Source organism: Belnapia sp. F-4-1 (assembly GCF_000802185.1).
Taxonomy (GTDB): domain Bacteria; phylum Pseudomonadota; class Alphaproteobacteria; order Acetobacterales; family Acetobacteraceae; genus Belnapia.
Window position 1 is genome coordinate 1,256,607 of record NZ_KN676113.1, and the last position, 20,924, is coordinate 1,277,530.

Annotated in this window: 20 protein-coding genes; all 20 read left to right on the forward strand. The window is 70.1% G+C overall.

Annotation, left to right across the window (positions count from 1 at the left end):
* Positions 1-190 precede the first annotated feature (190 nt).
* The 20 genes from LH62_RS06175 to pnp all read left to right on the forward strand — a co-directional run bounded on the left by LH62_RS06175 (position 191) and on the right by pnp (position 20,920).
* Positions 191-820, forward strand: a complete 630-nt coding sequence (locus LH62_RS06175) for a glutathione S-transferase family protein (RefSeq protein ID WP_043359972.1) — start codon at positions 191-193, stop codon at positions 818-820.
* A gap of 47 nt (positions 821-867) precedes the next feature.
* Positions 868-1,323, forward strand: coding sequence for an antitoxin Xre/MbcA/ParS toxin-binding domain-containing protein (locus LH62_RS06180; RefSeq protein ID WP_052213766.1), 456 nt, complete (start codon positions 868-870; stop codon positions 1,321-1,323).
* The gene (locus LH62_RS06185) at positions 1,320-1,796 is read left to right on the forward strand and encodes an RES family NAD+ phosphorylase (RefSeq protein WP_043359973.1); all 477 of its coding nucleotides are present in this window, start codon (positions 1,320-1,322) and stop codon (positions 1,794-1,796) included. Before LH62_RS06180 ends, LH62_RS06185 begins: the two co-directional genes overlap by 4 nt.
* 80 nt (positions 1,797-1,876) lie before the next feature.
* Positions 1,877-2,482 carry a nucleotide exchange factor GrpE gene (locus LH62_RS06190; protein WP_043359974.1) on the forward strand — a complete coding sequence of 202 codons (606 nt, stop codon included), beginning with the start codon at positions 1,877-1,879 and terminating at the stop codon, positions 2,480-2,482.
* Positions 2,483-2,677: 195 nt separating this feature from the next.
* Positions 2,678-4,606: a molecular chaperone DnaK gene (gene dnaK / locus LH62_RS06195; RefSeq protein ID WP_043359976.1), complete on the forward strand. Its 1,929-nt coding sequence runs from the start codon at positions 2,678-2,680 to the stop codon at positions 4,604-4,606.
* 123 nt (positions 4,607-4,729) lie between these two features.
* Complete coding sequence (gene dnaJ, locus LH62_RS06200) at positions 4,730-5,881, forward strand: molecular chaperone DnaJ (protein WP_043359977.1); 1,152 nt, start codon at positions 4,730-4,732, stop codon at positions 5,879-5,881.
* A gap of 175 nt (positions 5,882-6,056) precedes the next feature.
* Positions 6,057-6,455, forward strand: a complete 399-nt coding sequence (locus tag LH62_RS06205) for a PRC-barrel domain-containing protein (protein WP_201445429.1) — start codon at positions 6,057-6,059, stop codon at positions 6,453-6,455.
* A 45-nt stretch (positions 6,456-6,500) separates the two neighbouring features.
* Entirely contained in the window at positions 6,501-7,241 is a 741-nt protein-coding gene (dapB, locus tag LH62_RS06210) for a 4-hydroxy-tetrahydrodipicolinate reductase (protein ID WP_043359979.1), read from the forward strand.
* Between the two features lie 146 nt (positions 7,242-7,387).
* Positions 7,388-8,575, forward strand: coding sequence for a methionine adenosyltransferase (gene metK, locus LH62_RS06215; protein WP_043359981.1), 1,188 nt, complete (start codon positions 7,388-7,390; stop codon positions 8,573-8,575).
* 69 nt (positions 8,576-8,644) lie between these two features.
* Positions 8,645-9,358 carry a tRNA (guanosine(46)-N(7))-methyltransferase TrmB gene (locus tag LH62_RS06220; RefSeq protein ID WP_043359982.1) on the forward strand — a complete coding sequence of 238 codons (714 nt, stop codon included), beginning with the start codon at positions 8,645-8,647 and terminating at the stop codon, positions 9,356-9,358.
* A complete protein-coding gene (locus tag LH62_RS06225) occupies positions 9,358-10,368 on the forward strand; it encodes a hypothetical protein (RefSeq protein WP_043359984.1) in 1,011 nt (336 codons plus the stop codon). The genes LH62_RS06220 and LH62_RS06225 overlap by 1 nt, the downstream gene beginning before the upstream one ends.
* A gap of 62 nt (positions 10,369-10,430) precedes the next feature.
* Positions 10,431-11,015 carry a ribosome maturation factor RimP gene (gene rimP / locus LH62_RS06230; protein WP_369796741.1) on the forward strand — a complete coding sequence of 195 codons (585 nt, stop codon included), beginning with the start codon at positions 10,431-10,433 and terminating at the stop codon, positions 11,013-11,015.
* 4 nt (positions 11,016-11,019) lie between these two features.
* Positions 11,020-12,561, forward strand: a complete 1,542-nt coding sequence (nusA, locus tag LH62_RS06235; RefSeq protein ID WP_043359987.1) for a transcription termination factor NusA — start codon at positions 11,020-11,022, stop codon at positions 12,559-12,561.
* Entirely contained in the window at positions 12,539-13,165 is a 627-nt protein-coding gene (locus tag LH62_RS06240) for an RNA-binding protein (RefSeq protein WP_144404393.1), read from the forward strand. Before nusA ends, LH62_RS06240 begins: the two co-directional genes overlap by 23 nt.
* A 78-nt stretch (positions 13,166-13,243) precedes the next feature.
* A complete protein-coding gene (gene infB, locus LH62_RS06245; RefSeq protein WP_043359992.1) occupies positions 13,244-16,039 on the forward strand; it encodes a translation initiation factor IF-2 in 2,796 nt (931 codons plus the stop codon).
* A 91-nt stretch (positions 16,040-16,130) separates the two neighbouring features.
* On the forward strand, positions 16,131-16,544 hold the full coding sequence (gene rbfA, locus LH62_RS06250; RefSeq protein WP_043359994.1) for a 30S ribosome-binding factor RbfA: 414 nt from the start codon (positions 16,131-16,133) through the stop codon (positions 16,542-16,544).
* Between the two features lie 53 nt (positions 16,545-16,597).
* Positions 16,598-16,939, forward strand: a complete 342-nt coding sequence (locus tag LH62_RS06255) for an acyl-CoA thioesterase (RefSeq protein WP_144404639.1) — start codon at positions 16,598-16,600, stop codon at positions 16,937-16,939.
* A complete protein-coding gene (truB, locus tag LH62_RS06260; protein WP_043359998.1) occupies positions 16,940-17,917 on the forward strand; it encodes a tRNA pseudouridine(55) synthase TruB in 978 nt (325 codons plus the stop codon).
* Between the two features lie 46 nt (positions 17,918-17,963).
* A complete protein-coding gene (gene rpsO / locus LH62_RS06265) occupies positions 17,964-18,236 on the forward strand; it encodes a 30S ribosomal protein S15 (protein ID WP_043365279.1) in 273 nt (90 codons plus the stop codon).
* 479 nt (positions 18,237-18,715) lie between these two features.
* Positions 18,716-20,920 carry a polyribonucleotide nucleotidyltransferase gene (gene pnp, locus LH62_RS06270; protein ID WP_043360000.1) on the forward strand — a complete coding sequence of 735 codons (2,205 nt, stop codon included), beginning with the start codon at positions 18,716-18,718 and terminating at the stop codon, positions 20,918-20,920.
* The last annotated feature ends 4 nt before the right edge of the window (positions 20,921-20,924 follow it).

The window sequence follows — 20,924 nt, forward strand, 5'->3', positions numbered from 1 at the left end:
GTCTGACTTCGCGATTGCGTGAGTCTGGTTTCCTGTCTGTCATACGCCTTGCGATAATCTTAACGGTATAAAATAAACTTCAGGTTGAGATACGATCATCGTCACGGCTGCGCCCGGGCGCTTCCGCGAAACGCCCTGACAACCGGTCCCGGCTCGCCCAGACTGCCGTCGCACGACCGGAGGCCAGCCGATGATCCAGGTCCACCACCTGAACAACTCCCGCTCCCAGCGCATCCTCTGGCTGCTGGAGGAGCTGGAGCTGCCCTATGAGGTCATCCGCTACGAGCGGGACCCGCAGACCATGCTCGCCCCGCCCCAGCTCCGCGCCATCCACCCGCTCGGCAAGTCCCCCGTGGTGGTCGAGGATGGCGAAACCGTCGCCGAGACCGGCGCCATCGTCGAATACCTCCTGGAACGCCACGGCGCCGGCCGCCTCGCGCCGCCGTCCGGCACGCCGGCCCATCGGCGCCTTCGCTACTGGCTGCATTTCGCCGAGGGCTCGGCGATGACGCCCCTGCTGGTGAAGCTCTACCTGACGCGGGTCGGCGAGGCGGCCGCACCCGTTCTCTCCCGCATCGAGACCAATATCACCGGCCTACTCGACTACCTGGAAGCGGAGGTGGCGAAGGAGGGCCACTTCGCCGGCCCGGACTTCACCGCCGCCGATGTGATGATGAGCTTCCCGCTCGAGGTCGCCACCGCCCGCGGCGGGCTGAATACCTCCCGCCCCGACCTGTTCGGCCTGCTTCGCAAGCTCCAGGCCCGCCCCGCCTATCGCCGGGCGCTGGAGCGCGGCGGCCCCTACGCCTACGCCCCTTGACCTATCTGGCTCCTTTGAGCATCTAATATGCTCAAAGGAGCAGCCGCATGCATACCCACGCCATACCGGCCGGCCTGTCCCATTATCTCCGCCTTTACCAGGCCTCCGCCGTCGAGCGGATCGAGATGATCAAGGCCGGCCTCTCCGCCAGCGAGGCCAAGCGCATTTTCGCCGACCTCGCCATTGGCCAGGGCGTTGCTCTCAAGGCGCTGCGCCTATCGCCTGCGACGGTGAACAAGAAGGCCAAGCAGGACGGGACCCTCTCCCCCGGCGAGAGCGAGCGCGTGCTCGGCATGGCGAAGCTGGTTGGCCAGCTGGAGGCAATGATCCAGGCCTCCGGCAACCCGGATGGGTTCGACGCCACTGCCTGGATGTCCCGCTGGCTCCAGGCGCCGCTACCCGCCCTCGGCGGCCGCCGCCCGATCGACCTGCTGGACACGATGGAAGGCCAGGCCCTCGTCTCCACCACCCTCGCCCAAATGCAGAGCGGGGCCCATGCGTGAGCCGCACCGCCTGGCGGATCGCGACCGACACGCCCGACTACGAGGCCGATGACCTTTCCGGTGCCGGCGCCAAGCAGAGCGGTGGCCGCTGGAACGAGCGCGGCCTGCCTATGCTCTATGCCTCGGAGAACCGCGCCCTCGCCTGCCTGGAGACGGTCGTCCACCTGAATGCCGGCGGCCTCCCCTTCAACCGCTACCTGGTCGAGATCGCCATCCCCGAGGCTCTGTGGGCAGCCGCGCAGCAGGAGACGCCGGCCAGCCTGCCGGTCGGCTGGGATGCCCAGCCCGCCGGACGCGCCAGCATCGCCTTCGGCACGCAGTGGCTCCGCTCCAGCCGCTCCGCCCTGCTGATCCTCCCCTCGGCCATCGTGCCGGAGGAGCGGAACATCCTGATCAACCCCCAGCATCCGGCAAGCGCCGGCATCGCCGCCCGCAAGATCCGGCGGTGGCTCTATGACGCGAGGCTTGCGTAAACCACACTCACCCCGTTGCCCTGGCTTCCCGCAGCGACTACCTGACGCGGGACAGTTCCCCTCATTTCGCAAAGACAGGCATGAGCGATCCAACCGACCTGCCGCCGGGCACTGCGCCGGCGGATACCCAAGCCGCGGCCCCGGCCACCGAAGCCGAGGCGAGCCCCGACCAGTCCCCGCCCAACAGCTTCGCCGAGCGCATCGCCGCGCTGGAGGCCGAGGTCGCCCAGTTCCGCGACCGCTGGATGCGCGCCGAGGCGGAGACGCAGAACCTCCGCGCCCGCACCCAGCGCGAGGTGGCGGACGCCCGCAACTACGCGATCCAGAAGTTCGCGGGTGACGTGGTGGAAGCCGCGCAGAACCTCCGCCGCGGCCTCGAGGCCCTGCCCGCCCCGCGCGAGGGCGAGGACCCGCTGCTGGCAAAGCTCCGCGAGGGCTTCGAGGGCGTCGAGCGCAGCTTCATCGGCATGCTGGAGCGCCACGGCATCCAGCGCCAGGAAGCGCAGGGCCAGCCCTTCGACCCGGCGCTGCACCAGGCGATGGCCGAGCAGCCCGCGCCCGACGGCGTCGCCCCCGGCACCGTGATCCAGGCCTGGACCCCGGCCTGGACGCTGAACGGTCGCCTGCTGAAGCCGGCCATGGTCGTCGTCGCGGCCGGCGGCTCCGCCAGCGCCTCGGCCGCCTAAAATTTAGCCAGAGCCAGGCCAGGGGGCTTGTCCTGCCCCTGGCCGGGCCATACATCGGGACCGTCGCCGGAAGCATTCCGGCAATATTCCCATCCGAAGATCGCCCGCGCCCCAGGCACGGGCAGGGTCAGTTCAAGGGGACGGGTGCGGTGCCATGTCAGGGCCGCCCTCGCCCGCCGCAGAGGAGAAGTACGGATGAGCAAGGTTATCGGCATCGACCTCGGGACCACCAATTCCTGCGTCGCCATCATGGAAGGCAAGGAAACGCGGGTCATCGAGAACGCCGAGGGCGCGCGCACGACGCCGTCCATGGTTGCCTTCGCCAAGAACGGCGAGCGGCTGGTCGGCCAGAGCGCCAAGCGCCAGGCGGTGACCAACCCGAACAACACGCTCTACGCGGTGAAGCGCCTGATCGGCCGCCGCTTCGACGACCCGATCGTCAACAAGGACATCCACCTCGTCCCCTACAAGATCAGCCGCGCCGACAACGGCGATGCCTGGGTCGAGGTCGAGGGCCAGAAATACGCGCCGCAGCAGATCAGCGCCAACGTGCTCGGCAAGATGAAGGAGACGGCCGAGGCCTATCTCGGCGAGAAGGTGACGCAGGCCGTCATCACCGTCCCCGCCTACTTCAACGACGCCCAGCGCCAGGCCACCAAGGAGGCCGGCGCCATCGCGGGCCTCGAGGTGCTGCGCATCATCAACGAGCCGACGGCGGCCGCGCTCGCCTACGGCATGGACCAGAAGAAGGGCGGCACCATCGCGGTCTACGACCTCGGCGGCGGCACCTTCGACGTTTCCGTGCTCGAGATCGGCGACGGCGTCTTCGAGGTGAAGTCCACCAACGGCGACACCTTCCTCGGTGGCGAGGACTTCGATGCCCGCATCATCGACTACCTGGCCGACGAGTTCCGCAAGGAGCAGGGCATTGACCTGCGTGGTGACAAACTCGCCCTGCAGCGCCTGAAGGAGGCCGCCGAGAAGGCGAAGATCGAGCTGTCCTCCGCCAAGCAGACCGAGGTGAACCTGCCCTTCATCACCGCCGACGCCTCCGGGCCGAAGCACCTGGTGATGACGCTGACGCGCTCGAAGCTTGAGGCGCTGGTCGACGACCTCATCGCCCGCACCATGGAACCCTGCAAGCAGGCGCTGAAGGATGCCGGCCTCTCCGCCGGCGAGATCGACGAGGTGATCCTGGTCGGCGGCATGACCCGCATGCCCAAGGTCATCGAGGCGGTGAAGCAGTTCTTCGGCAAGGAGCCCGCCCGCAACGTCAACCCGGACGAGGTCGTCGCCATCGGCGCCGCGATCCAGGGCGGCGTGCTGAAGGGCGAGGTGAAGGACGTCCTGCTGCTCGACGTGACCCCGCTGTCGCTGGGCATCGAGACGCTGGGCGGCGTGTTTACCCGGCTGATCGACCGCAACACCACCATCCCGACCAAGAAGTCCCAGGTCTTCTCGACGGCCGACGACAACCAGACCGCCGTGACGATCAAGGTCTTCCAGGGCGAGCGGGAGATGGCGGCCGACAACAAGCTGCTCGGCAACTTCGACCTGCAGGGCATCCCGCCGGCGCCGCGCGGCGTGCCGCAGGTGGAGGTGACCTTCGACATCGACGCCAACGGCATCGTCTCCGTCAGCGCCAAGGACAAGGCGACCGGCAAGGAGCAGCAGATCAAGATCCAGGCCCGCTCCGGCCTGTCGGACAACGATATCGAGCGGATGGTGAAGGACGCCGAGGCCAATGCCGAGGCCGACAAGAAGCGCCGCGAGGGTGTCGAGGCCCGGAACAACCTCGAAGCCCTGATCCACAGCGCCGACAAGACGCTGAAGGAGAACGGCGACAAGGTCGGCCCGGCCGAGAAGGGCGAGGTCGAGTCCGCGATCGCCACGGCCCGCACCGCTCTCGAGGGCGGCGAGCTGGAGACCATCCGCTCGGCCTCCGAGGCGCTGTCCCAGGCGACGATGAAGGTCGGCGAGGCGCTCTACAAGGCGCAGCAGGCCGCCGAGCAGCAGCAGGCCGGTGGCGCCCAGCCCGGCGCCGGCGGCCCGGGCGGCGGCTCCGACAAGGTGGTGGACGCCGACTTCGAGGAAGTCGACCCCACCAAGAAGAAGTCCGGCTAAGCCGGACTCGTACCCGGCCCCAAGGGATGCTCCTGGGGGCCGGGTCCGTCGGAGTTCGGGCCCGGGGACTAGCTCCTCCGGGCCCTTTTCGCTGCACCTTCCTCAGGGGATGTCGCCCCGGCCATGGCGAAGCGGGATTTTTACGAAGTGCTCGGCGTCTCGCGCGAGGCGAGCGAGGACGAGATGAAGAAGGCCTATCGCAAGCTGGCGATGGCCTATCACCCTGACCGCAACCAGGGTGACAAGGAAGCCGAGGCCAAGTTCAAGGAGCTGAACGAGGCCTACGACGTCCTGAAGGATGCCGAGAAGCGCGCGGCCTATGACCGCTTTGGCCATGCCGCCTTCGAGGGCGGCGGCGGTCCGGGCGCGGGCGGCGGTGGGGGCAACCCCTTCGGCGCCGGCTTCGAGGACATCTTCGAGGAGATGTTCGGCCGCTTCGGCGGCGGGGGCGGACGGGGCCGGCAGCGCCAAGCCTCCGGCCGCGGCGCCGACCTCCGCACCACGGTCGAGATCAGCCTGGAGGAGGCCTTCGGCGGCACCAAGTCGACGGTGCGCGTGCCGAGCAGCGTCTCCTGCGAGGCCTGCAACGGCACCGGCGCCGAGGCCGGCTCCACCGCGGCCCAGACCTGCCCCACCTGCCAGGGCGCCGGCAAGGTCCGCGCCCAGCAGGGCTTCTTCCTGATCGAGCGCACCTGCCCCACCTGCGGCGGCCAGGGCAAGATCATCAAGAACCCCTGCAAGGTCTGCCAGGGCGCCGGCCGCGTGCAGCGCGACCGCAACCTCAACGTCTCCATCCCGGCGGGCGTCGAGGACGGCACCCGCATCCGCCTCGCGGGTGAGGGCGAGGCCGGGCTGCGCGGCGCCCCGGCGGGTGACCTCTATGTCGATATCGGCATCCGCCAGCACCCGATCTTCCAGCGGGACGGCGCCAACATCTTCGTCCGCGTTCCCTTGCGGATGACGCAGGCGGCGCTCGGCGGCGCGGTGGAGGTGCCGGTGATCGATGGCGGCCGCGCCCGCGTCACCATCCCGGCCGGCACACAGGCGGGGGACCAGTTCCGCCTGCGCGCCAAGGGCTTCTCCGTCCTCCGTAGCGCGGCGCGGGGCGACATGTATGTCCAGGTCTCGGTCGAGACGCCGCAGAACCTCAGCAAGCGCCAGCGCGAATTGCTGGAGGAATTCGAGGCCGAGGCCGCCAAGGGGGGTCGCACCAGCCCCGAGAGCGAGGGATTCTTTGCCAAGGTGAAAGAGTTCTGGGACGGGCTGGCGCGTTGACGCTGGTGTGATTGGCGCTTGGGAAATGATTCGGCTGCGGGAACCGCAGCCGATTCGCGGCGTTCTCCCAACTGACCGCCGCACTTCCCCCCAATCGGCGGTCTAGGCAGGCGGCGGCGCGCACTGGTCCCAGCGCACCGCCGCCCGCCCCCCCTCCCCACGATAGGAGATGCCGATGGCCACCAGCCCCGTGGCCCCTGGTGTGGCAATCGAGGAAACCGCCCAGCTTATCGCCGCAGGCAAGGTCGGCGGCACGCCCGTCTTCAACCGGCGTGGCGAGCGGCTTGGCACTGTCGAGGATGTTATGCTGGACAAGCGCTCCGGCCGTGTCGCCTATGCCGTGATGGCCTTCGGCGGCTTCCTCGGCATCGGTGAGCGCTACCATCCCCTCCCCTGGTCCATGCTGCGTTACGATGTGGACCTTGGCGGCTATGTGGTCGACCTCGACCGCGATCAGCTGGAGGGTGCCCCGAGCTATGCCGCGGCCGACGAGGTCGATTGGGCCGACCGGCAGTGGGGCCAGCGCGTTTCGGACTACTACGGCGTCCGCCCCTACTGGTCCGAGGTCCCCTGACCTGACCATCTGGACGGGCGTCCGCCGCCCGGCCAAAGTCACCCCATGTCCATTCGTATCGGCATCGCCGGCATCACCGGCCGCATGGGGCGGCTCCTTACCGAGGAAGTCGCCGCCGCCGGCGCCATCCTCTCCGGTGGCCTCCGCCGGGGCGAACCCGCCGCGCCGCTCTTCGCCGCCAGCGACGTCATCATAGACTTCACCAACGCCGCCACGGCCGGGGCCCATGCCGCTGCGGCCGTCGCCGCCGGCACTCCCCTCGTCCTTGGCTCCTCCGGCCTGTCAACGGCACAAGAAGCCGTCCTCGCCGAAGCCGCACGCTCCGTCCCCATCGTCTACGCCGCCAACTTCGCCACCGGGGTGAACCTCGTCCTCGCCATGGCCGAGCGCATGGCAGCCGCGCTGCCTGCCGAGCAATACGATGCCGAGATCCTCGAGATGCACCATCGGCAGAAGGTGGACTCCCCCTCCGGCACCGCCATAGCGCTCGGGCGCGCCGTCGCCCGCGGCCGCGGCACGACGCTGGAGGAAGCGGGCACCGAGAGTGGCCGAGATGGCCATTGCGGCGCGCGGGGGACTGGCATCATCGGCTTCGCCGCGCTCCGTGGTGGCCAGATCATTGGCGAGCACAGCCTGATCTTCGCTGCCGGTGCCGAGCAGATCGTCCTCACCCATCGCAGCTTCGACCGCCGCGCCTATGCGACGGGCGCCGTCCGCGCCGCTCTCTGGCTGCGGGGCCGCACCCCCGGCCTCTACGACATGAAGCACGTCCTGGGGATGGCCTGAACGATATCGCAACAAGCTGTGTTGTGAAGCCTGCCCCTTCCGCTTGACCCCCTGCCCCCTGCCTGCGACACACGCGCGCCCCGATCGGGGACAGCCAGGCCGGGGTCTGCCGGACCGTTACCCGCGACAAGAGGCCGAACCAAGCCATGCGCGACAAGGGCGAATACCTTTTCACCTCTGAATCCGTGTCCGAAGGCCACCCCGACAAGGTCGCCGACCGGATCTCCGACACGGTGATCGATGCCTTCCTGGCCGCCGATCCCTATGCCCGCGTCGCCTGCGAGACGCTCGTCACCACCAACCGCATCGTCCTCGCCGGCGAAGTGCGCGGTCCTGACGGGGTCATGGAGAGCCTCGAGGAGAAGATCCGCGCCGCGGTGAAGGACATCGGCTACGACCAGGACGGCTTCTCCTGGCGCCATGCCGAGTTCCAGAACTACCTGCACGGCCAGTCCGCCGACATCGCGGTCGGCGTGGACGCCGCCGGCAACAAGGACGAGGGCGCCGGCGACCAGGGCATCATGTTCGGCTACGCGACGAACGAGACGCCCGACCTGATGCCCGCGCCGCTGCTCTACGCGCACCAGATCCTGCGCAGGATGGCGGCCTACCGGAAGGCCGGCGACGCGCGCGCGAAGGGCCTGGAGCCGGATGCGAAGTCCCAGGTCACCCTGCGCTACGTCGGCGGCAAGCCGGTCGGCGTCACCTGCGTCGTCGTCTCGACGCAGCATGTCGAGGGCATGGAGCAGGCCGAGATCAAGGAGCTGATCCGCCCAATCGTGAAGGACGTGCTCCCGGCCGGCTGGGAGGTGCCTGAGGCCGAGTTCTACGTGAACCCGACCGGCAAGTTCGTCATCGGCGGGCCGGACGGCGACACCGGCCTGACGGGCCGCAAGATCATCGTCGACACCTATGGCGGCGCGGCCCCGCATGGCGGCGGCGCGTTCAGCGGCAAGGACCCGACCAAGGTGGACCGCTCGGCCGCCTATGCCGCCCGCTACGTGGCGAAGAACGTGGTCGCGGCCGGCCTTGCTGACCGCTGCACCATCCAGGTCTCCTACGCCATCGGCGTCTCCAAGCCGCTCTCGGTCTATTTCGACCTGCACGGCACGGGGAAGGACATCGACGAGACGAAGCTCGCCGCCGTGGTCCAGGACCTGGTGAACCTCTCCCCCCGCGGCATCCGCGAGATGCTGCGCATGAACCGCCCGATCTATGCGGTGACCAGCGCCTACGGCCATTTCGGCCAGACGCCGGACCTCACGGCTGACACCTTCACCTGGGAGCGGACGGACATCCTCGCCCCGGAGCTGAAGCGCGCCTTCGGCCGCTGAACCTTCGCCATTGACCGCGACTTGGGGGTGGTGCCACGGCACCACCCCTTTTTCATGGCAGGATCGCCGATGACCGCCGACCGCCCGCCACTCGCCGAGGGCATCCCCGACCGGCTTTACGGCCGCCGCCGCGGCCACCCGCTCCGCCCGCGCCAGCAGCGCCTGCTGGACGAGACCCTGCCCCGCCTCCGCCTCTCGCCTGAGCAGGCCGCCGACCCGCGCGCTGCCTTTAGCGCGCCCGTTACCGCCCTCTGGCTCGAAATCGGCTTCGGCGGCGGCGAGCACAGCTTGGCCCAGATCAAGACCAACCCCACGGTCGGCTACATCGCCTCCGAGGTTTTCGAGAATGGCCTCTGCTCCCTGCTGACCACCCTGGTCCCGGAGGGCGAGGAAGCCACCGCCCCGCTGCCCGGCCATCTCCGCCTCTGGCCGCAGGATGCCCGCCACCTGCTGGGCCTGCTGCCGGAGGGTGCGCTCGACCGCCTCTTCCTGCTCTTCCCCGACCCCTGGCCGAAGGCCCGCCACGCCAAGCGCCGCTTCGTCAACCCGACGCTGCTGCCGCTGGTCGCTCGCGCCCTCCGCCCCGGCGCCGAATGGCGCATCGCCAGCGATGACCCGACCTATCAGGCCTGGGTCGCCGAGGTCATGGCCGAGCAGACGCTCTTCGACGTCCCCCCGCCCGCCACCGCTCGCCCCGAGGGCTGGCCCGGCACCCGCTACGAGGCCAAGGCGCTCCGCGAGGGCCGCAGCCCGCTCTACTGGAGCCTGACACGGCGCGGGTGATGCTCCGCTTCCTCACCCTCGCCTGTCTCTTCGCAACCGCCGCCGCGGCCCAGCCTGCGCCCAACCAGGTCCATCCCATCGGGAGGCCGCTCCCCGTCCCTCCCGGCATCGCTTGGCAGGCCGAGGACGAGTCCGGCCACCTCATCCCTGCGCCAGAGGGCATCCTCCCACCCGGCGGCTGGTACCGCCTGCTCCGCCGCGAGGCGGACGGCACCACCTCCCCGCTCGGCGGCCGCTTCGCCGTCGGCCTCGTGGTGATCGTCACCGGCCAGTCCCAGGCAAGCTCCCTCTTCGCCACCGCCCCGGCCGCGGCCGGCGCCTTCCCCGCCGGGTTGGACGATCCACCGGCCCCGCCCCTCGCCGCCATGCTCCCCGACGAGGCGACGGGTTGGACCACGGCTGTCGCCCCGCTCGGCGCCCGCCTCCTGCTCGCCGAGCTAGCGCGGCATCTCGGCCCCGGCATTCCGCTTGGCCTCGTCAATGCCGCCTGGGGCAACAGCAGCGCCGCCATGCTTGCCGATCCCGCCACCCCGGCCGGTGCCCGCCTCCAGCGGATGGCGGCGCTGCCCGCCTCCGCCGCCCTCATTCTCGCCCATGGCACGACAGATGCCCTCGCCGGCACCCCACCCGATTCCTATGCCGAGCGCCTCACCGCCGTCGTCGCCACTCTCCACGCTGGCTCGACGGGAATGCCCATCCTCCTCGCCCCGCTCCCGCCGCTGCTCGGCCGCACAACCCTGCTCGGCAGCGGCAGGCTGGCGATGCTCCTGCCCAGCCTCGCCCGCCGCCAGCCCCTCGACCCGGACCTCGCCCGCCATGCGGAGGCGATCCGCGCGGCCCAGGCCGGCCTCGGCCTCTCCTCCGGCGGCGCGATGGACGGCATCCTCCCGGGCCTCGACGGCATCCACTGGACGGAGGCGGGTGTCCGCCAGGCCGCCCGCGAGGCCGCCGCCGCCCTTGCCGCCACCCTGCGCGCAGCCGCTTGCACCCGCGCTGGCGGATGCCTATAATCCCGGCAGATAACCTCATCCGCTCTCAGGGGGGTGGCCTTCACGGGCCGCCTTTTTTGTTTTTGTCGACCGAACGACCGCAGCACGAAGGCCTCGAGGCCCGCATCGCCGATGCGGTGGCGCCCACCATCGAACATATGGGCTACGAGCTCGTGCGCGTGCAGGTCAGCGGCAAGGAGCGCCCGGTCGTGCAGATCATGGCCGACCGCGCCGATGGCGCCCCCTTTCGCGTCGAGGATTGCGAGGCGATCAGCCATGCCGTCGGCGCCGTGCTCGATGTCGAGGACCCGATCAAGGGCGAATGGTCGCTCGAAGTGTCCTCCGCCGGCATCGACCGGCCGCTGACCCGCACCAAGGACTGGGTGAACTACGCCGGCCACCTCGCCACCATGGAGCTGATGATCCCGCAGGACGGCCGCCGCCGCTTCCGCGGCACCATCCTCGGGGCCGATGCCGAGACTGTCCGCATGCGCCTCGACGAGGGCACCGACATCGCCGTGTCCCGCAGCAACATCCGCCGCGCCAAGCTTGTGCTGACCGATGCCCTGATCGAGGCCACCGCCGCCGCGGCCGGCCTGCCTGACCAGGAAGAACCGGATGCCGGTGATCCGGCACCCGAAGCCCCCAAGCCCGCCAGGAGGAACTAGCGCCATGGCCGTCGAGATCACCATCGCGCGCCCCGAGCTGCTGCAGGTCGCCGACGCCGTCGCCCGCGAGAAGATGATCGAGCGCGAGGAAGTGCTTGAGGCGATGGAGGAGGCCATCCAGAAGGCCGGCCGCGCCAAGTACGGGCACGAGAAGGACATCCGCGCCGTCATCGACCGCAAGAACGGCGAGGTCCGCCTCTCCCGCTGGACCGAGGTCGTCGACCAGGAGCCGGTCGAGAACGAGGCGACGCAGATCCCGCTGCGCATCGCGCAGAAGATCAAGCCCGGCATCCAGGCCGGCGAGTTCATCATCGACCCGCTGCCGCCCATCGACTTCGGTCGGGTGAACGCGCAATCCGCCAAGCAGGTCATCGTCCAGCGCGTGCGCGAGGTCGAGCGGCGCAAGCAGTTCGACGAGTACAAGGATCGCGTCGGCGAGATCATCAACGGCACGGTGAAGCGCACCGAGTACGGCAACCTCATGGTCGATCTCGGCCGCGCCGAGGCCCTGCTCCGCCGCGACGAAACCATCCCCCGCGAGGCCTTCAAGAACGGCGACCGCGTGCGGGCCTATATCTACGACGTCCGCGAGGAGCCGCGCGGCCCGCAGATCTTCCTCAGCCGCACCCATCCCGGCTTCCTGGCGAAGCTCTTCGCCCAGGAAGTCCCCGAGATCTACGACGGCATCATCGAGATCCGCGCCGTCGCCCGCGACCCGGGCAGCCGCGCCAAGATGGCGGTGATCTCGCGCGACAGCAGCATCGACCCCGTCGGCGCCTGCGTCGGCATGCGCGGCAGCCGCGTCCAGGCGGTGGTGCAGGAGCTGCAGGGCGAGAAGATCGACATCATCCCCTGGTCCGGCGACAACGCCACCTTCGTCGTCAACGCCCTAGCGCCTGCCGAGGTCACCAAGGTCGTGCTCGACGACGATGCGCGGCGGGTTGAAGTCGTCGTCCCCGATGACCAATTATCCCTTGCCATCGGGCGTCGCGGCCAGAATGTCCGCCTCGCCTCACAGCTCACCCGCTGGGACATCGACATCCTGACCGAAGCCGAGGAATCGGAACGCCGGCAGGAGGAATTCCGCAAGCGCTCCGGCCTCTTCGTCGAAGCGCTGGACGTGGACGATGTCATCGCCGGGCTGCTGGTGACCGAGGGGTTCACCTCGGTCGAGGACATCATCTCGGTCGAGGACGAGGAACTGGCGGGCATCGAGGGTTTCGACGAGAGCGTCGCCGCGGAGCTGAAGCGCCGCGCCGAATCCTGGCTCGAGCGCCGTGACGTGGAGCTGGACGAGAAGCGGCGCGAGCTGGGCGTCGAGGATGCGGTCGCCGAGATCGGCGGCTTCAACCCGGCGCAGCTCGTGGCGCTCGGCGAGAAGGGAGTGAAGACGCTGGACGACCTGGCCGACCTCGCCTCCGACGAGCTGATCGAGATCGTCGGCGCCGACGCCATGGACGAGGAGACGGCTAACGCCGTCATCATGGCGGCGCGCGAACATTGGTTCGCCGAGGATGGCGCGAATGCAGACGGCCCCCCAGCATGAGCCGGCGGTAGCCGGCGAGGCGGAAGAGGCCGAGAAAGGCCCGCTCCGCCGCTGCATCGTCACGCGGGAGAGCCTGCCGAAGGAGCGGATGATCCGTTTCGTGCTCGGCCCTGACCGCGAATTGGTCCCCGATCTCGCCGGCAAGCTGCCGGGGCGGGGAATGTGGTTGTCGGCCAAGGCCGATGTGTTAGAACACGCCCTGACGCGCGGCGCCTTCTCCAGGGCGGCTCGCGGCACCGTGAACCCGCCCCCTGACCTTCGCGCGCGGATCGAGGATGGCCTGAAGCGCCGTCTCCGCGATCTCGTCGGTTTCGCCCGACGCGGCGGCCAGGCCATCTGCGGCCGGGACTCGGTTCGGGAATGGATGCGGTCCGGCAAGGCCGGGCTGTTGATGGAAGCCTCCGACGGCAGCCCAAGGGAGCGGGCCAAGCATGTCGGTGGGTTCGGGCTTCCGGTCGTGACGCCATTGCCGGCCGATATGCTCGGCGGCATCTTCGGCCGCGACCAGGCCGTGCACGTGGCCATCGCGCCCGGGCGCTTGGCCGAGGCCATCGAGGTGGAAGCTGCACGGCTCGCCGGCATCGCCGGCCCGGTGGCGAAATAGGATTTCTCCGGCGCGAACCCTCGCGTCGGTATTGAACGGACGGCAATGACGTCAGACGGATCGGGTTCGGATCAGCGCATGAGTGACCAGAACGACCAGGATGCGGCGAAGAGCAGGCTGAGCCTCCGGCCGGCCGGTGGCCGCCTGGAACTGGGCAAGACGGTGGATGCGGGCAGCGTCCGCCAGAGCTTCAGCCATGGCCGCAGCAAGACCGTCCAGGTCGAGGTGGTGAAGAAGCGTGTCGTCACGCCGGGCACCCGCCCGGCCGCGCCGGCGCCGCAGGCCAGCCCCGCCGCACCCGCCGGCAACCGCCCCGCGGGTGGCTCCGGCAATCGCCCGCCCGGTGGCCAGCGCCCCGCCCCCGCCTCCGCCGGCGGCCGTCCCCTCACCCAGGCCGAGCTGGCCACCCGCCAGCGCGTGCTGGAGGAGCAGCGCCGCCTCGAGGCCCAGCGCCAGCGCGAGGAGCGCGAGCGCCAGGCGCTGATGGTCCGCTCCGCCGCCGAGGAGGCCCGCCGCCGCGAGGAGGAGGAGCGCCGCCAGGCCGAGGAAGAGGCCATCCGCGCCGCCGAGGAAGCCCGCCTCCGCGAGGAAGAGGAGCGCCGCCAGGCTGAGGAGGCCCGCAAGGCTGCCATCGCCGCCGCCGTCGCCCCGAAGCAGCCCGCCATTGAGGACGAGCCCCCGGCCGCCCCGGCGCCCGCCGCTGCCGCGCCCGCCCCGGCCCAGCCGGCCGCCCCCGTGGCGAAGCCCTCGCTGACCCCGGCGCAGATCGCCGCTGCCCGCCGCCCGGCTGGCACTGCCCCGGCTGCACCCGGCGGCGCCGCATCGCCGGCCGCCAAGCTGTCGCTCCGCGCCCGTACCGCCGAGGAGGAGGACGAGGCCCGCCGCGCCGCCGCCCGCCGCCCGGGCGGCATCGTCGCCCCGGCCAAGAAGCCCGCGCTCGCCGCGGTCAAGAAGAGCCTCGGCGGCGCTGACCGCCGCGGCGGCCGCATCGACGTGCAGGCCGCGATCGAGGGCGAGGACGACCGCAGCCGCTCCATCGCCAGCATGCGCCGCGCCCGCGAGCGGGAGCGCCGCCAGCAGGAGCTCGCCCGCCTCCGCGCCGGCACCGAGCGCGTGGTGCGCGACGTGGTCCTGCCCGAGACCATCACCGTCCAAGAGCTCGCCAACCGCATGGCTGCCCGTGGCGGCGAGGTGGTGAAGGCGCTGTTCCGCATGGGCGTCATGGCGACGCTGACCCAGAGCATCGACGCCGACACCGCCGAGTTGGTGGTGCAGGAGTTCGGCCACCGGGTGAAGCGCGTCAGCGAGAGCGATGTCGAGCTCGGCATCGAGGGCGCCACCGACGTGGACGCCGACCTCCAGCCGCGCCCGCCCGTCGTCACCATCATGGGCCATGTCGATCACGGCAAGACCAGCCTGCTCGACGCGCTGCGCAAGGCCGATGTCGCCGCCCACGAGGCGGGGGGGATCACCCAGCATATCGGCGCCTATCAGGTGACGGTGCCGGACGGCTCGCGCGTCACCTTCATCGACACGCCGGGTCACGCCGCCTTCACCGCCATGCGCTCGCGCGGCGCCTCGGTGACGGACATGGTCGTGCTGGTCGTCGCGGCGGATGACGGCGTGATGCCGCAGACCATCGAGGCGATCAACCACGCCAAGGCGGCGAATGTTCCGATCATCGTCGCCATCAACAAGATCGACAAGCCGGGCGTCCGCCCCGAGCGCGTGCGGCAGGAGCTGCTGCAGCACGAGATCGTGGTGGAAAGCCTCGGCGGCGAGACCCAGGAGATCGAGGTCTCGGCCACGCAGAAGTTGAACCTCGACAAGCTGCTCGAGGCCATCACCCTGCAGGCCGAGCTGCTCGACCTCCGCGCCAACCCGAACCGGGCGGCCGAGGGCACGGTCATCGAGAGCCGGCTCGACCGCGGCCGCGGCCCGGTGGCGACGGTGCTGGTCCAGAAGGGCACGCTGCACACGGGCGACATCGTGGTCGCCGGCTCCGAATGGGGCCGCGTCCGCGCCATGCTCGACGACAAGGCCCGTCAGTTGAAAGATGCCGGCCCTAGCCTGCCGATCGAGATCCTCGGCCTCGGCGGCGTGCCGACCGCCGGCGAGCCTTTCGTCGCGGTCGAGGACGAGACCAAGGCCCGCGAGATCTCCGAGTTCCGCCAGCGCAAGCTGCGCGAGAAGTCCTCGGCGGCCGCGACGGCCGGGCGCGGCACGCTGGCCGAGATGCTGGCCCGCGTGCAGCTCGGCGAGCAGAAGGAAGTCGCCGTCGTCGTCAAGGCCGACGTCCAGGGCTCGGCCGAGGCGATCGGCGTCACCCTCGGCAAGCTCGGCAATGAGGAGGTTCGCGTCCGCGTGCTGCACTCGGCGGTCGGCCAGATCACCGAGAGCGACATCCAGCTCGCCAAGGCCTCCGGCGCCGTAGTCGTCGCCTTCAACGTCCGCGCCACCACCCAGGCGCGGGAGATGGCCCAGCGCGATGGCGTCGACATCCGCTACTACTCGATCATCTACGAGGTCTCGGACGACATCGAGAAGCTGTACAAGGGTAAGCTCGCTCCCGTGCAGCGCGAGAAGTTCCTCGGCTACGCGCAGATCCTCCAGGTCTTCGAGGTCAAGCGCATCGGCAACGTGGCCGGCTGCCGCGTGACCGAGGGCGTGGTGAAGCGCGGCTGCGGCGTCCGCCTGCTGCGCGACGGCGTCGTCATCCACCAGGGCGAGCTGTCCACGCTTCGCCGCTTCAAGGACGATGTCCGCGAAGTCGCCAACGGCTACGAGTGCGGCATGAGCTTCGCCAACTACAACGACATCCGGGTTGGCGACCAGATCGAGTGCTACGAGACGGAGATGGTCGCCGCTACCTAAGGCGCCGTTCCCGTCACCATCGGGGGCGCGGTGCCGCAGGGTGCCGCGCCCCTTCGCTTTTCAACGGGTTCAAGCCCCCACGAGGACGCCCATGCCCAAGCATTCCGCCGGCCCCGCCGCCGGCCCCTCCCAGCGCCAGCTGCGCGTCGCGGAGGAGGTTCGCCACGCCCTCTCCGCCGTCTTCGCCCGCGCCGAGTTCCGCGACCCGGACCTCGCCGGCCTGCATGTGACGGTGACCGAGGTCCGCGCCTCCCCCGACCTCAAGCACATGACCGCCTTCGTCAGTGGCCTGGGGCGCGAGCTGCCGGAGGCACAGATGCGCGCTCTCCGCCGCGTTGCCCCCTGGCTCCGCACCCAGGTGGCGAAGTCGGTCCGCCTGCGCAGCGCGCCCGACCTGCATTTCCAGCAGGACACCGCGCTCGACTACGCCATGCAGATCGACCGTGCGCTGCGCCAGCCGGAGGTCGCCCGCGATCTTTCGCCGCGCCCGGATGACGAGGCGTGAGCCGCCTACCGGACGCCCCGCCCTCGGGCGAGCCACGCATCCGCACCATCGCCATGCCGGCCGACACCAACCCGGCCGGCGACATCTTCGGCGGCTGGCTGATGTCGCAGATGGACCTCGCCGCCGGCAACGCCGCCAGCCGCCGCACTCATGGCCGCTGCGCCACTGTCGCGGTGGAGGCGATGAGCTTCCACGCCCCGGTCCAGGTCGGCGACGAGGTCAGCCTCTATGCCGACGTCGTCTCGACCGGCCGCACCTCGCTCCGCATCCAGGTCGAGGCCTGGTGCCGCAGCCGGACCGAGGAGCATTCCGTCCGCGTCACCTCCGCCGTCTTCACCTTTGTCGCGCTCGACTCCCATGGCCGGCCGCGTCCTGTCCCTCCCGAGGCCCGCTAGATGTCCAACGGCAAGCCCCGCCACCACCGCCACCGCAAGCCGAAGGGCCGCGTGATCGATGGCTGGCTGATCGTCGACAAGCCCTCCGGCATCGGCTCCACCGATGTCGTCGCCAAGGTGAAGCGCGCCTTCGACGCGCAGAAGTGCGGCCATGGCGGCACCCTCGACCCGCTGGCCACCGGCGTGCTGCCCATCGCCCTCGGCACCGCGACCAAGACCGTCCCCTATGTGATGGACGGAACGAAGTCCTACCGGTTTACCCTCCGCTTCGGCGACTTGCGCGACACGGATGATGCCGACGGCAAGACCATCGAGACCTCTGACGCCCGCCCGACCGACGATGCCATCCGCGCCGCCCTCCCGGCCTTCATCGGCGACATCATGCAAATCCCGCCGATCTACTCGGCGATCAAGCTCGGCGGCGAGCGCGCCTATGACCTGGCGCGCGAGGGCCAGCTCGTTGAGCTCCAGCCCCGTCCCGCCCGAGTGGACCGCTTCGAGCTCGAGTTCCGCCCCGATGCGGATACCGCCATCTTCCTCGTCGAGAGCGGCAAGGGCGTCTACATGCGCTCGCTCGCGCGAGACTTGGCCCGCGCCGTCGGCACGGTCGGCCATATTGCCACGCTGCGGCGGATGCGCGTCGGCCCCTTCCACGAGGCCACCGCGATTCCGCTGGACAAGCTCGGCGGTTCCGGCGATACGCCGCCTCCTTCCCCGGACCTCCTCCTTCCCGTGGCGACCGCGCTGGCCGACATCCCGGCGCTGGCCCTCACCGAGGCGGAGGCCATGCGCCTGATGCACGGCCAGGCCTTCAGCCTGGTCGACCTCATGGGCCGCATTCCGGGCGCCGCCAACCCCGATGGGGGCTTGGTGCGCGCCATGGCGGGGGAGCGGTTCGTGGGGCTCTGCCGCCTGGACTCCGGCCTGATGAAGGCGGAGCGCCTGGTCTCGCAGGAAGGTCTGCAGCCGGTTGCGTGAACCGCCGAACCCCTGGAAGGGGGCGGCCAATATGGAGAACAACCCGATGTCGGCAGTCAGTGCGGAGCGCCGCCAGGCGCTCATTACCCAGTATGCGACCAAGCCCGGCGACACCGGCAGCCCGGAAGTGCAAATCGCCCTGCTCTCGGAGCGGATCAGCGGCCTGACCGAGCACCTCAAGACCCATGCCAAGGACTTCCATAGCCGGCGCGGCCTGCTCGTGCTGGTCGGGCAGCGGCGTGGCCTGCTGGACTACCTGAAGAAGAAGGACCAGGGCCGCTACGAGCGCCTGATCGGCAGCCTCGGCCTCCGCCGCTAATACTCCCCACGACACGGCTTCGCGGCGCCGCGGGGGCCCCGGGTTTTCCCTGTGCTCCCAAGGCTTCGGCACGCCTTCCGTGGCAAAGCCACGGAAGGACAGCTGAGGCGGTGCCGCGAGCGGTTCGGCTGAAAATTTCCGTAGTATTCCTGGCCCAGCCGGGCCATATCACCCCCGTGAGGCCGAGGCCTGTCCGATATGGCAGGCATGGCGGCCGACCGCCGCACGCGGCGGGCTGACAGGACAGCCGCCGCCCCCGAGACGATTGGGGCGGCTACGGCGTTTCCGGCCACATGGATCCCCGGCAACGGGGGCGGCCTTCCTCCCCCCTCCCCGGCGGAAGTCTCGCACTCCATGCAGCCCGAAGCGCCGAGAATGAACGGCCAGACTGCCACCCACCGCGTCGCACCCCGGACCGCCCCGATGGCGCCTCCGGTCATCCACCATGCCGGCGCTCGCGCCCGGCCAAGGAACGACGCATGTTCGAAAACTACTATCGCAAGGATATCGCCTGGGGCGGCCAGCTCCTGACGCTCGAGACGGGCAAGATCGCTCGCCAGGCCGATGGCGCCGTCATGGCCCGCCTCGGCGACACCATCGTTCTCTGCACCGTGGTCGGCGCCCGCAACGTGAAGCCGGGCCAGGACTTCTTCCCGCTGACGGTCAACTACCAGGAGAAGGCCTTCGCGGCGGGCAAGATCCCGGGCGGGTTCTTCAAGCGCGAGGGCCGTCCCTCCGAACACGAGACCTTGGTCTCCCGCCTGATCGACCGGCCCATCCGCCCGCTCTTCCCCGAGGGCTTCCGCAACGAGGTCCAGGTCATTGCGACCGTCCTCAGCCATGACCTGGAGAATGACCCGGACATGGTGGCGATGGTTGGCTGCTCCGCCGCCCTCACCCTCTCCGGCATCCCCTTCTTCGGCCCCGTGGCCAGCGCCCGCGTCGGCTATATCGACGGCCAGTACGTGCTGAACCCGACCGCGGCCCAGCGCCAGCAGTCGAAGCTCGAGCTCGTCGTCGCCGGCACCGCCGAGGGCGTGCTGATGGTCGAGTCCGAGGCGCAGGAGCTCTCCGAGGAGGTGATGCTCGGCGCCGTCGAGTTCGGCCACCGGGGCTTCCAGCCCGTCATCCAGGGCATCATCGAGCTGGCCGAGCGTGCCGCGAAGGAGCCCTGGCCGCTGTCTGAGCCCTCCGAGGCCGAGACCACGCTGAAGGCCCGCATCGCCGAGCTCGGCCGCGACGCCATCGCCCTCGCCTACAAGGAGACGCAGAAGCTTCTCCGCCAGGAGAAGGTCTCGGCGGCGAAGAAGGCCGTGGTTGAGCAGCTCACCACCGAGGGGCTCGATGCCGGCGCCGCCAAGGGCCTGCTGAAGGAGCTAGAGGCGGACGTCGTCCGCAACGCCATCCTCGAGACTGGCCTCCGCATCGACGGCCGCGACACCCGGACCGTGCGCCCGATCGTGGCCGAGGTCGGCGTGCTGCCGCGCAGCCATGGCTCGGCGCTCTTCACCCGCGGCGAGACCCAGGCGCTCTGCGTGGCGACCCTCGGCACCGGCCAGGACGAGCAGATCATCGACGCGCTGCCGGGCGAGTACCGGGAGCACTTCATGCTCCACTACAACTTCCCTCCCTACTCGGTCGGTGAGACCGGCCGCATGGGCAGCCCGGGCCGCCGCGAGATCGGCCACGGCAAGCTCGCCTGGCGCGCCATCCGCCCGCTGCTGCCGGAGAAGGACAAGTTCCCCTACACCCTCCGTGTGGTCTCCGAGATCACCGAAAGCAACGGCTCCTCCTCCATGGCCACCGTCTGCGGCAGCTCGCTGGCGCTGATGGATGCCGGCACGCCGCTGAAGCGCCCCTGCGCCGGCATCGCCATGGGCCTGATCAAGGAGGACCGCGGCTTTGCCGTGCTCTCCGACATCCTGGGCGACGAGGACCATCTCGGCGACATGGACTTCAAGGTGGCAGGCTCCGAGCATGGCATCACCGCGCTGCAGATGGACATCAAGATCACCTCCATCACCTTCGACATCATGCGCCAGGCGCTCGACCAGGCGCGTGACGGCCGCATCCACATCCTCGGCGAGATGGCGAAGGGCCTGACCGGCGCCCGCGGCGACGTGGCGGCGAATGCCCCGCGCATCACCGTGATCCAGGTGCCGAAGGAGAAGATCCGCGAGGTCATCGGCTCCGGCGGCAAGACGATCCGCGAGATCACCGAGCAGACCGGCTGCAAGATCGACATCGAGGATGACGGCACCATCAAGGTCGCGGCCACCAGCATCGAGCAGGCGCAGCGTGCCATCGACTGGATCCGCGGCCTGACCGCCGAGGCCGAGATCGGCGCCATCTACAACGGGAAGGTCGTGAAGACCGCCGATTTCGGCGCCTTCGTGAACTTCCTCGGCGCCAAGGACGGCCTCGTCCACATCTCCGAGCTGCAGAATGACCGCGTCAACCGCACCACCGATGTCGTCAATGTCGGCGATGCGGTGAAGGTGAAGGTCATCGGCTTCGATGATCGCGGCAAGGTGAAGCTCTCCATGCGCGTCGTTGACCAGGCCACCGGCGCTGACATCACCGAGCAGGTCGGCGCCCGCCGCCCGCGCGAGGAAGGCGAAGGCGGCGGCGACCGCCCCCGCCGCGACCGTCCGCGCCGCGAGCGCAGCGACGCCGCGGAATGACCCC

Coding starts and splice junctions, on each gene's coding strand:
- LH62_RS06175 (WP_043359972.1), top strand. CDS start 191: ATGATCCAGGTCCACCACCTGAACAACTCCCGCTCCCAGCGCATCCTC.
- LH62_RS06180 (WP_052213766.1), top strand. CDS start 868: ATGCATACCCACGCCATACCGGCCGGCCTGTCCCATTATCTCCGCCTT.
- LH62_RS06190 (WP_043359974.1), top strand. CDS start 1,877: ATGAGCGATCCAACCGACCTGCCGCCGGGCACTGCGCCGGCGGATACC.
- dnaK (WP_043359976.1), top strand. CDS start 2,678: ATGAGCAAGGTTATCGGCATCGACCTCGGGACCACCAATTCCTGCGTC.
- dnaJ (WP_043359977.1), top strand. CDS start 4,730: ATGGCGAAGCGGGATTTTTACGAAGTGCTCGGCGTCTCGCGCGAGGCG.
- LH62_RS06205 (WP_201445429.1), top strand. CDS start 6,057: ATGGCCACCAGCCCCGTGGCCCCTGGTGTGGCAATCGAGGAAACCGCC.
- dapB (WP_043359979.1), top strand. CDS start 6,501: ATGTCCATTCGTATCGGCATCGCCGGCATCACCGGCCGCATGGGGCGG.
- metK (WP_043359981.1), top strand. CDS start 7,388: ATGCGCGACAAGGGCGAATACCTTTTCACCTCTGAATCCGTGTCCGAA.
- LH62_RS06220 (WP_043359982.1), top strand. CDS start 8,645: ATGACCGCCGACCGCCCGCCACTCGCCGAGGGCATCCCCGACCGGCTT.
- LH62_RS06225 (WP_043359984.1), top strand. CDS start 9,358: ATGCTCCGCTTCCTCACCCTCGCCTGTCTCTTCGCAACCGCCGCCGCG.
- nusA (WP_043359987.1), top strand. CDS start 11,020: ATGGCCGTCGAGATCACCATCGCGCGCCCCGAGCTGCTGCAGGTCGCC.
- LH62_RS06240 (WP_144404393.1), top strand. CDS start 12,539: ATGCAGACGGCCCCCCAGCATGAGCCGGCGGTAGCCGGCGAGGCGGAA.
- infB (WP_043359992.1), top strand. CDS start 13,244: ATGAGTGACCAGAACGACCAGGATGCGGCGAAGAGCAGGCTGAGCCTC.
- rbfA (WP_043359994.1), top strand. CDS start 16,131: ATGCCCAAGCATTCCGCCGGCCCCGCCGCCGGCCCCTCCCAGCGCCAG.
- LH62_RS06255 (WP_144404639.1), top strand. CDS start 16,598: ATGCCGGCCGACACCAACCCGGCCGGCGACATCTTCGGCGGCTGGCTG.
- truB (WP_043359998.1), top strand. CDS start 16,940: ATGTCCAACGGCAAGCCCCGCCACCACCGCCACCGCAAGCCGAAGGGC.
- rpsO (WP_043365279.1), top strand. CDS start 17,964: ATGTCGGCAGTCAGTGCGGAGCGCCGCCAGGCGCTCATTACCCAGTAT.
- pnp (WP_043360000.1), top strand. CDS start 18,716: ATGTTCGAAAACTACTATCGCAAGGATATCGCCTGGGGCGGCCAGCTC.